The sequence below is a fragment of the Blastococcus atacamensis genome, assembly GCF_002938425.1.
Classification (GTDB): Bacteria; Actinomycetota; Actinomycetes; order Mycobacteriales; family Geodermatophilaceae; genus Blastococcus; species Blastococcus atacamensis.
In genome coordinates, this window is record NZ_POQU01000051.1 from 22221 (window position 1) to 28562 (window position 6342).

9 protein-coding genes are annotated in these 6342 nt (G+C 74.0%); 8 read left to right on the forward strand and 1 reads right to left on the reverse strand.

Going from position 1 to position 6342, the window contains the following annotated elements; genetic code table 11:
• The first annotated feature begins 47 nt into the window (after window positions 1–47).
• From C5508_RS12780 to C5508_RS12815, 8 genes are all read left to right on the forward strand, one after another.
• Window positions 48–1451 carry a hemolysin family protein gene (locus C5508_RS12780; RefSeq protein WP_104525329.1) on the forward strand — a complete coding sequence of 468 codons (1404 nt, stop codon included), beginning with the start codon at window positions 48–50 and terminating at the stop codon, window positions 1449–1451.
• Complete coding sequence (locus C5508_RS12785) at window positions 1448–2479, forward strand: hemolysin family protein (RefSeq protein WP_104525330.1); 1032 nt, start codon at window positions 1448–1450, stop codon at window positions 2477–2479. The genes C5508_RS12780 and C5508_RS12785 overlap by 4 nt, the downstream gene beginning before the upstream one ends.
• 118 nt (window positions 2480–2597) lie before the next feature.
• On the forward strand, window positions 2598–3296 hold the full coding sequence (locus tag C5508_RS12790; RefSeq protein WP_104525331.1) for a response regulator transcription factor: 699 nt from the start codon (window positions 2598–2600) through the stop codon (window positions 3294–3296).
• Window positions 3297–3342: 46 nt separating this feature from the next.
• A complete protein-coding gene (locus tag C5508_RS12795) occupies window positions 3343–3510 on the forward strand; it encodes a CsbD family protein (protein ID WP_232797108.1) in 168 nt (55 codons plus the stop codon).
• A gap of 28 nt (window positions 3511–3538) precedes the next feature.
• Window positions 3539–3958 (forward strand): VOC family protein, encoded by a 420-nt coding sequence (locus C5508_RS12800; RefSeq protein ID WP_232797109.1) that lies wholly within the window; start codon window positions 3539–3541, stop codon window positions 3956–3958.
• A 77-nt stretch (window positions 3959–4035) separates the two neighbouring features.
• Window positions 4036–4893: an NAD-dependent protein deacetylase gene (locus tag C5508_RS12805; RefSeq protein WP_104525333.1), complete on the forward strand. Its 858-nt coding sequence runs from the start codon at window positions 4036–4038 to the stop codon at window positions 4891–4893.
• Window positions 4890–5195: a biopolymer transporter Tol gene (locus C5508_RS12810; protein ID WP_104525334.1), complete on the forward strand. Its 306-nt coding sequence runs from the start codon at window positions 4890–4892 to the stop codon at window positions 5193–5195. Before C5508_RS12805 ends, C5508_RS12810 begins: the two co-directional genes overlap by 4 nt.
• A 30-nt stretch (window positions 5196–5225) precedes the next feature.
• Window positions 5226–6140: an MSMEG_6728 family protein gene (locus tag C5508_RS12815; protein WP_104525335.1), complete on the forward strand. Its 915-nt coding sequence runs from the start codon at window positions 5226–5228 to the stop codon at window positions 6138–6140.
• Window positions 6141–6166: 26 nt separating this feature from the next.
• Here the strand turns inward: C5508_RS12815 and C5508_RS20505 are convergent.
• The coding region (locus C5508_RS20505) for a VOC family protein (protein WP_269801784.1) at window positions 6167–6342 on the reverse strand (176 nt) is incomplete at its 5' end.

Consider the following 6342-nt stretch of genomic DNA (forward strand, 5'->3'; position numbering starts at 1 on the left):
AGTCCCGAGGCCACGTACACCCTGCCCGTCGAGGGGGTGCGTGGCCGGTGACCGAAGTGCTCACCCTGCTGCTCGGGCTGCTGGTGGTCCTCGCGATCACCGCGGTGACCGGCTACTTCGTGGCCCAGGAGTTCGCGTACATGGCGGTCGACCGGGCCACCCTCGCGGCCCGCGCCGAAGCCGGTGACGCCACCGCGAAGCGCGCGCTGGGTGTCACCCGCCGCACCTCCTTCATGCTGTCGGGCGCCCAGCTGGGCATCACGGTCACCGGGCTGCTCGTCGGCTACGTCGCCGAGCCGCTGATCGGGGAGTCACTCGGCGCGCTGCTCGGTGACGTCGGCATCCCTCCCGCGGTGAGCGTCGGCATCGGCGCGGTGCTGGCGCTGCTGTTCTCCACCGTCGTCCAGATGCTCTTCGGCGAGCTCTTCCCGAAGAACCTGGCCATCTCCCGCCCGGAGCCGGTCGCGCTGTGGCTGGCCACCTCGACCGTCGGGTACCTCAAGTTGTTCGGCTGGCTGATCTGGGTGTTCGACCAGGCGTCGAACCTGCTGCTGCGGGCGCTGCGCATCGAGCCGGTGCACGACGTCGAGCACGCGGCCACCGCCCGCGACCTGGAGCACATCGTCGAGGAGTCGCGGGAGAGCGGCGACCTGCCCGCGGAGCTGTCGATGATGGTCGACCGGATCCTGGACTTCCCGCACCGCGACGTCGAGCACGCGATGATCCCGCGTCCGCGGGTGGGCACCGTCGCCGAGACCGACACCGTCGGGCACCTGCGCGAGCTCATGGCCAGCGGTCACTCCCGCTATCCGGTCCTGGAGGCCGGGACCGGCGACGTCGTCGGCGTGGTGCACCTGGCCGACGTGCTGACGACGGCGCAGCCCGACACCGCGCCGGTGACCTCGATCGCCCGCGAGAGCCTGGTGGTCTCCACGTTCACCTCGCTGCCCGACGCGCTGCAGCAGCTCGCCGAGACCGAGAACCAGCTGGCCTGCGTCCTCGACGAGTACGGGGGGTTCGCCGGCGTGATCACCCTGGAGGACCTCGCCGAGGAGCTGGTCGGGGAGATCACCGACGAGCACGACGCCGAGCACCCCGAGTACGTGCCGATCGAGGGGGACGGCGTCTGGGAGATGCCGGGCGACGTGCACGTCGACGAGATCGAGCGCGCACTCGGGGTCGACCTGCCCCGCGGGCACTACGAGACGATCGCCGGCCTGGTCATCGCGGCCGCCGGCACCCTCCCACCGGCGGGGACGTCGCTGGCCATCGAGCTGCCACCGGATCCCGGTGATCTGGTCCTCGCCGACGAGCCCGCCCCGCGGCAGCTCCAGGTGCACGTGCTCGCCGTGGAGCGGCACGTGCCGTCCCGGGTGCGGCTGGAGCTGCCCGACCGCATGCCCGCCGGTGCCGAGGACGACGGCGCGACCGCCGAGGAGGGCTCCCGATGAGCGACAACCCGTGGGTCGTCGTCGCGGCGACCGTGCTGATCGTCGCCCTGTCGGCGTTCTTCGTCGCGGTGGAGTTCGCCGCGCTGGCGGCCAAGCGGCACCGGCTCGAGGAGGCCGCACCCGACAGCCGTGCGGCGCGGGCGGCGCTGCGCAACTCGTCGGAGCTGACGCTGCTGCTGGCGGGCTCCCAGCTGGGCATCACCGCGGCCACCCTGGCACTCGGCGCGATCAGCAAGCCGGCGGTGCACCACTGGCTGACCCCGGTGTTCGAGGGCTGGGGGCTGCCGCTTGTCGCGGCCGACGTCGTCGGCTTCGTCCTCGCCCTGCTCGTGGTCACCTTCATCCACCTCGTCGTGGGTGAGATGGCGCCGAAGTCGTGGGCGATCGCCCATCCCGAGCGGTCGGCCACCCTGCTCGCCGTGCCGATGCGGGGGTTCATGCTGCTGTTCCGGCCGTTGCTGCGGGCACTGAACGCCGCGGCCAACCGGCTGGTCCGGACGGTCGGGGTGCAGCCCGCCGACGAGCTCGCGGTCGGCCACAGCCCCGACGCGCTGCGCCACCTTGTGGAGCACTCGGCCAACGTCGGTGCGCTGGACGCGAGCTTCTCGGCGCAGATCGCCGGTGTCCTGGAGCTGGAGCGGCTGACCGTGCGCGAGATGGTCGGGCCGGCGTCCCGCCCGACGGGGGTGCGCTCCGCCGCCACCGTCGGCGAGGTCCGTGCGCTCACCCAGGCGTCGGGGCACCTCCGGATCCTGCTGGGCGCGGTCGAGGGCGAGGAGATCAACGGCGTCGTGCACGTCCGGGACACCCTCACCGCCGCCGACGCGGCGCCGGCCGCGCCGTTCGCTCGGCCGGTGTTCGCCCTGGAGGCCGACACCACCGTGCACGCGGCGCTCAAGGCGATGCGCGAGTCGCGCAACCACCTCGCCGTCGTCACCGACGCCGGGGCGGTGATCGGCGTCGTCACCCTCTCCGACGTGCTGCGCCGGCTCTTCCCGCAGCCGGCTCCTGCCGCCTCCGCGGGCTGACCGACGCCGGTTCCGGGCCCGGCCGGTCAGATGATCCCGGCGGAGCTCTCAAGCTGCGCCGCCACCCGGTCGATGGAGTGCAGGTCAGCCCCCTCACCGGATCGAAGCGGAGCCCACCGTGACCAGCCCGACGCTCGGCAACAGCCGCGGTGCCCTCCGTGTTCTCGTGCTCGCCGACGCCCCCGTGCTCCGCCGCGGCCTGGTCGGCATGGTGAACGAGACGGCCGGCATCCAGGTCGTCGGAGCGCCGGGGGAGCCGCGCCGCGCGCTCACCCTGGCCGAGGCCGCCCGTCCCGACGTCGTCGTCGTGGAGCTCGGCACCGGCCGGGCCGAGGCGCTGAACGCCTGCCGCGACCTCCGCCGCCGCTTTCCGCAGCTGGCGGTCGTCGCCGTCGGGACCTCCGACGAGCCGGCCGTCGTCAACGAGGCGCTCGCTGCCGGTGTGCGCGGGTACCTGCTGCTCAACGCCTCGGCCACCCTCCTGGGATGGGCGCTCCTCGCCGCCCGGGCCGGCCGCACCGTCGTCGACCCGCAGATCCGTCGCGGGGAGACCGACGGCGTCGCGCAGGTGCGCGAGCTGACGCTCCAGGCGCCGCTGACCCGCCGTGAGTCCGATGTCCTGGACGAACTGGTGAAGGGGCAGGCGAATCGCCAGATCGGCGCGAACCTGTTCATCTCCGAGGACACCGTGAAGTCCCACGTGAAGGCCATCCTGCGCAAGCTGGGTGCCCGGGACCGCTCGCACGCGGTGTCCCTGGTGCTCCAGTCCCGCGGACCGGCCTGCACGTGCGGTGCGCACGCCGTCGCCGAGGTCTGACCGCGGGCCGGGCATGTCGCCTGCAGTCACGGGTAGCAGTGCCCGGGTGAACGAGGACAAGATCAGCAACAAGATCGACGAGCTGGCCGGCAAGGGCAAGGAGCTCGCCGGCCGGGCGACCGACAACCCCGACCTGGAGGCCGAGGGCAAGGGCGACCAGGCGGCGAGCAACCTCAAGCAGGCCGGCGAGAAGATCAAGGACGTCTTCAGGTGACCCAGGCTGCCCCCGCCGAGGGATCCCCGTGACCTCCGGACAGGGCTACGGGCCCGACCACACGTCGTCGTTCGGGTTCGGCCTGCATCAGGTCATGGTCGCGATCCCGCCGGACGGCGAGGACCGCTGCCGCGGGTTCTACGTCGGTCTCCTCGGCATGCTGGAGCCGACCAAGCCGCCGGCCCTGGCCGCCCGCGGGGGTCCCTGGTCCGCGCCGATGCCTCCGAGCTGCACCTCGGCGTGGAGCAGGCCTTCCGCCCGGCTCGCAAGGCGCACCCCGGCATCCGGGCAGGACCTCGACGGCCTGGCCGCCGCACTGGTCGGTGCCGGCATCGAGGTGAGCTGGGACGAGAGCGACTTCCCGGGGCACCGCCGCTTTCACGCGGCCGACCCGGTGGGGAACCGGCTCGAGTCCATCCAGCGGGACGGCGCCGTCCCGATCTGGTGACACCCGGCCGGGCCGGCGCACGGGGTGAGCTGAGCCACCCGGCGGCGCGACCGGCGTCCGGCAGGGACGATGGGGCGGTGACCGTCGCTCCTCCCGCCGTCCCGGGAACGGGGGCTGCGCTCGACGCGCTCGCCGATCTCGTCTCCGACGGCGACGCGCTGGTGCTCTCGGGTGCCGGCCTGTCCACCGATTCCGGGATCCCGGACTACCGCGGGGCCACCGGCAGCCTGCGCCGGCACACCCCCATGACCTACCAGACCTTCACCCGCGACCCGCGCGGCCGGCACCGCTACTGGGCGCGGAGCTTCGTCGGCTGGCGGCAGATGCGCGCGGCCCGGCCCAACGACGGACACCGCGGCGTCGCGTCGCTGCAGGGCGCCGGACTGCTCAGCGGCGTCATCACCCAGAACGTCGACGGGCTGCACCAGGCAGGCGGCGCCCGCGACGTGGTCGAGCTGCACGGGGGCCTGGACCGGACGGTGTGCCTGGGCTGCGGGGACGTGGCGGACCGCGCGGCGCTGGACGAGCGGCTGCACGAGGCCAATCCGCACTTCGGGCCGCGGGTCGAGGAGATCAACCCCGACGGGGACGCCGAGCTGCCCGACGAGGTGCTCGACGGCTTCGTGATGGTGGACTGCCTGGCCTGCGGCGCCGGCCCGCTCAAGCCCGACGTCGTCTTCTTCGGCGAGACGGTGCCCCGGGACCGGGTCGACGCCTGCTTCGCACTGGTCGAGGAGGCCGGCAGCCTCGTGGTGCTCGGGTCGTCCCTCACCGTCATGAGCGGGTACCGGTTCGTGCTCCGGGCGGCGAAGCTCGGGATCCCGGTCGGGATCGTGAACGTCGGCCCGACCCGCGGCGATGCCAAGGCCGACGTGCGCGTCGACGCACCGCTCGGTGTGGTGCTGCCGGAGCTGGCCGCGCGCCTGGCCGGATGACCCGCGAGGTCGAGCGCACCGACGACGGCCGGCACGTCGTCGTCGACGGGCGGCGATGGCGGACAGCAGACCCCTCGCTGCCCGACGACGTCCGCGCGCAGCTGCTGCACCACCTCGGGGTGGGGCGCTCCGGCGTGCGTTCGGCGAAGTCGGCCGGGGACGACGCCGCCGTGGCCGCCGCCCGGGCGCGTGTGCAGCTGGCCAAGGTCGGGCTGGGGGAACGCGGCCCGGCCTGGTGGGAGCAGGACGACGATGCGCGCCGCGCCCGCTGGGAGGAGGCGCTGCGCGAGCTCGGGGATTAGTGGCGGCCGGACAGGGCAGGAACTGCCGCGATGCAGACCTTCGTGCCGGTGCCCGACTTCGAGGAGAGCGCGCGGCTGCTGGACTCCCCGCGGCTGGGCAAGCAGCGGGTGGAGACGCTGCAGATCCTGCGGGCGATCGAGCTGCCCGACTACGGCTGGGCGAGCCACCCCGCCGTCCTCATGTGGAAGGGGCGCACGCCCGCGCTGGTCGCCTACGGGCTGGCCATGGCCCGGGTGTGGCGGGAGCGCGGCTTCGCCGACAGCACCGAGGGGCAGATCGGCGAGTTCGCGCCCGAGGTGGTCGGCCGGCCGCAGGCCGAGCTGGCCGCCGCCGGGCTGCTGCCGTCGTGGATCGGGAACGAGGAGCTGCACCGCTCGCACCGGTCCAACCTGATCGCGAAGGACCCGGAGTTCTACCGCGGGCGGTTCACCGAATTGTTCGGCCCCGAGCCCGACGACCTGCCCTACCTCTGGCCGGGGCCCGACGACCTGCCGCCGGCCCCGGAACCCGACGGCGTCCGGGTGTGGGTGGCCCGGCCGCGGTCGCACAACGAGCTGGGTGCCTGCCTCGCGGCCGGCGTCGTGGGGCTGGGCACCCAGTCGGGGATCGACGTCGACGCCCAGGGCATGAGCCCGGCGGAGCTGCGGGCGCTGTCCAAGGAGATCTCGGGACGGCGCCCCGCGAAGGACCTGCGCCAGCTCTCGACCTTCCTCGACGAGGTGCGCCCCGGGGATCCGGTCGCGCTCCCGATCGAGCACGGGGCCGGGCTGCTGCTCGGCGAGGTGGTGGGGGACTACCTGTTCCAGGGACGGGAGCTGCTGCCGCACCGCCGCTTCGCGCGCTGGGACCGGGTCGTGCCGAGGTCGGCCGCCCGGCCGCCCGCGACCCTGCAGGATCCCCGCGCCTTCTTCCAGGTCGTGCTCGACCCCGCCGTCCTGGGCTAGCTGTAGCTAGCCGCGCAGCGGCATGTTCACGCGTCCCAGACCAGGCAGAAGGGGTGGCCCACCGGGTCGGCGTACACGCGGAAGTCGCCTCCGCCGCCGGGCAGCGGCCGCGCGCCGAGCGCGAGCACCTTCGGCTCGGCCTCGGCGATGTCGGCCACCCGGATGTCGAGGTGGAACTGCTGCGGGCGGGACGGGTCGGGCC

Bases quoted from the DNA above. Each gene is read 5' to 3' on its own strand.
- C5508_RS12785 (WP_104525330.1), top strand. From the start codon at position 1,448: ATGAGCGACAACCCGTGGGTCGTCGTCGCGGCGACCGTGCTGATCGTC.
- C5508_RS12810 (WP_104525334.1), top strand. From the start codon at position 4,890: ATGACCCGCGAGGTCGAGCGCACCGACGACGGCCGGCACGTCGTCGTC.
- C5508_RS12815 (WP_104525335.1), top strand. From the start codon at position 5,226: ATGCAGACCTTCGTGCCGGTGCCCGACTTCGAGGAGAGCGCGCGGCTG.